4 protein-coding genes and 1 pseudogene are annotated in these 3234 nt (G+C 46.8%); 2 read left to right on the top strand and 3 right to left on the bottom strand.

The window, feature by feature from the left end; translation table 11 throughout:
* Positions 1-752 (bottom strand): cache domain-containing protein (locus tag ABYT30_RS17545; protein WP_373097772.1); only part of this gene is annotated, 752 nt, incomplete at its 3' end.
* Between the two features lie 261 nt (positions 753-1013).
* Here ABYT30_RS17545 and ABYT30_RS17540 point away from each other — a divergent pair.
* Positions 1014-1370, top strand: a complete 357-nt coding sequence (locus tag ABYT30_RS17540) for a hypothetical protein (protein WP_373083292.1) — start codon at positions 1014-1016, stop codon at positions 1368-1370.
* A 135-nt stretch (positions 1371-1505) separates the two neighbouring features.
* On the opposite strand, the gene ABYT30_RS17535 is transcribed toward ABYT30_RS17540, so the two are convergent.
* Positions 1506-1796 carry a hypothetical protein gene (locus ABYT30_RS17535; protein ID WP_373097770.1) on the bottom strand — a complete coding sequence of 97 codons (291 nt, stop codon included), beginning with the start codon at positions 1794-1796 and terminating at the stop codon, positions 1506-1508.
* A 277-nt stretch (positions 1797-2073) separates the two neighbouring features.
* On the opposite strand from ABYT30_RS17535, the gene ABYT30_RS17530 reads away from it, so the two are divergent.
* Positions 2074-2889, top strand: a complete 816-nt coding sequence (locus ABYT30_RS17530; RefSeq protein ID WP_373097768.1) for an enoyl-CoA hydratase-related protein — start codon at positions 2074-2076, stop codon at positions 2887-2889.
* Positions 2890-2927: 38 nt separating this feature from the next.
* On the opposite strand, the pseudogene ABYT30_RS17525 reads toward ABYT30_RS17530, so the two are convergent.
* Positions 2928-3234 (bottom strand): annotated as a pseudogene (locus ABYT30_RS17525) (SpoVR family protein); the annotation flags it as partial.

Raw genomic sequence — 3234 nt, 5'->3', positions numbered from 1 at the left:
GGGTGCACAAGAAAGTCGCCCTCTGAATTTAGAAGGTAGAGTATTTCGTTTGGCAGAATATCCTCTTCAATATTTGAAAATATTCCCGATAAATCGACATTAATTACGAGCACGCCAAACTCGTTACCGGCCTTATCAAAAATCGCGGTCGCGAGTCTTAGCGTAGGTATATGGGGAACTTCAATCTTGCCAAACTCGCGATTAAGGTCAATTTTCGACACATAAACTTCACCATGGCCCCGATTAAGTGTTTCCACAAAGTAATCTCGGTCGGCTTTTCTCTGTAATTGCGCATGATCTATTACGGAAATTTTATTATTTTTTCGGTCGACACGCACCAGTTCCCGACCGTCATCAGCAATACCAATATAGCGAACTTGCTGGACTCCCGGTTGAATTTCTAAATATGCAGAAAAAATTTCCTGCAAACGATTTTCCCACTCTTCAGTTGAGTTATTTACCTTAGGATCAACGCCACCGTTATTTAGCGCACGGATGATGCCTTGGATTGGTGGCGTCCCCGCAAGAAATACGGTATCTCTTTTTAAACGCTCTATGCTCGCCAAAAATGCTTTACTACGTTCTACTACTGCATCTCGTAAATGACTTTCTAATTGACGCTCTTCTTTTATTCGGACCTTATGATCAGATACAGGAATCATCAGCACTGTTAAAATAACAATGAGCAACAGTACCAAGGACAAAAATCTCATCTTGAATGTTGTAATAATTAATTTCAGGACTTTAAACACTCAATAGCCTCGCCATTGCTTTTAAAGAAAAACAAACAGATTATAGCCACACGATGCTGCTGCGCCCGATAACACACCCAATAAACACGCTTATCCGCTGCAATAGCGCTTGCCTTAATAAACTTGGCTTGACCGCAAAACAAAGGAAAATCAGTAAGTTATCATAGCATATAGATTTATAGCGCGAAGTATTCTCAATGACAGTGATTTCTATTAGTGTGGGTAACTTAGCAGCAGAGGGTTCAAAGGGAGCGAATCGCAATGAATAATAAGATGATCTATTCACTCGCAGCTTTCGCTGTCGCGATATATGCGATAGTTTTTTTACGTTCCGACTTTCGAGATCAGCAAGTCTATACCGTCAACTGGCAGCTCATCGACGGGCGACTTGTCGAGGGCGAAAAAACTATTAAACTCGAAAAAGATCAACAACTTAGAATTATTGTACAAAGTAATCGAGCTGAGCAATTGCATCTACAAGGCTATAAAGAAACCCTAACTTTATCACCAGACACGCCGCAAACCCTCGATCTCAGCGCGTCGAAATCTGGCCGTTTTAAATTTGAATTGCAGCCTAAGGGTAGCCATATAGGCACTCTCACGGTCAGCTCAGAATAAAATAACGCGCCTTTTTTTGGTTGTTACCAGCAAATTACTATCGGCAAACGCCGTTCCCACGGAGTTTACACAGCCCCCGTTCAGCCCAAACGACGCTAGGCTAGCCCTCAGAATACGGCGGCAATCCGTGGCTTTTCACATTAGCCTTGATTCCGACAAAGATACTGGTAGTGCCACGCTAGGCTGCGCCGCCAAGTCGACACCAAGATCAATTACAAAGGATTGCTGCGGGCAGCCACAGCGCGTTAAGAATCCCGTAATCCCTTGCAGGGACAAGCGCTGCAGGGCCACACCGTCGTTTTCATAGACATCCAGCACTCGCCCCTCTAGAGCAATTGCTGCGGTATAGCGCCCTCCAGCCGAAAAATTAATATATACCTCGGATAACGGCAAAGCCGCGAGCTGATCGCAAAATACTTTAGTCATTAGGTCACCTTTTATTCTTTATAATTCACAGAGCACTGGTGGCTAGCCCAGCATTTTCGTCCATTAATGTCAGAACCAAGCCAAGTACCAAAATAGACACCTAGGCCACCATCAATGGATATCCAGCTCAGCCAAGGAATATTCAGCAAAAACGAGGCCAACTTTTCCGGTTTACATGCCGCGCCTCGGTCACTGATATCACACAGCTTTGATATACTCTACGAACCGGCTAAACGCCCAAATACATCACCCTGACATGTACCATTTGGAAGCTTATATGAATCCTGAACCCTTGCTAGTCGATGCATCACTAACTGTAAAAGCTGGCTACGCTATTCTTCGCTTTGAGCGCGACGATCTGCGCAACGCCTTGACGGGCACCGCGCTTATCGACGACTTGTGCAATACCATTTCTTGGGCCAATGGCAATAAGGCCATTTCCACTCTAATTATTACCGGCGCGGGCAAGGCCTTCAGTTCCGGTGGTAACGTCAAAGAAATGCGTGATAAACAAGGCATGTTTGGCGGTAGCCCAGCGGAAATCAGCGACAGTTACCGCAATGGAATTCAGCGAATTTCGCGCGCCATGCACAATGCGGAAATCGTGACTATTGCCGCCGTGAACGGCGCTGCCGTTGGCGCGGGCTTTGATTTATGCAGCATGGCGGATTTACGTATTGGCTGTGAATACACCCGCTTTGGTGAGACATTCATTAACCTAGGTATTATTCCTGGCGACGGCGGCGCGTGGTTTTTACAACGCCTGGTGGGTTATCAGCGCGCCGCTGAATTGAGCTTCAGCGGCCGAATCATCGACAGCAAGGAAGCCCTACAATTAGGCATACTGCTCGAATGCGTCGCAGCAGACGACTTAATGACCACTGCCGAGCGTTACGCCCAAGATTACGCCACAAAACCCCCACTAGCCTTACGGCAGACAAAACGATTAATGAAGTTGGCGCAGCGCCAGGAATTAAATGACTTTCTCGATGTTTGTGCGGATGTGCAAGCCCAGTGTCATCACACGAATGACCACCACCGCGCTGTCGACGCCTTTGTGAACAAGACCACTGCAAAATTTGAGGGTAACTGATCACCAACCCAAGTAGTCGCTGCGGGTTTAATTAGCGGCTACTTGGCTGGCGAGACGTCAATTTTATCAACGACCCCTTTGCCCTCTTCATACACCTCCATGGTTACCGCAAACCCCCATAAGCGGCTTAAATGCTTCAGTACCTCCTTGGCGTCGTCAGTCAGCGGGCGTTCCCGCAGGCAGTTGTATCGCAAAACCAAGGATCGATCACCCATGTGTTCATAGCGCACGATCTGAATATCCGGCACCAACACATCGCGGTTATACTGCTTTGACAACAACCGCCTAACTTCTCGGTAACCATCTTCATTGTGAATTGCCTCCACCCGCAAATGATCTGCTTTT

Source organism: Zhongshania sp. (genome assembly GCF_041623545.1).
GTDB lineage: Bacteria > Pseudomonadota > Gammaproteobacteria > Pseudomonadales > Spongiibacteraceae > Spongiibacter.
This window is presented reverse-complemented; position numbering and strand designations above follow the sequence as displayed.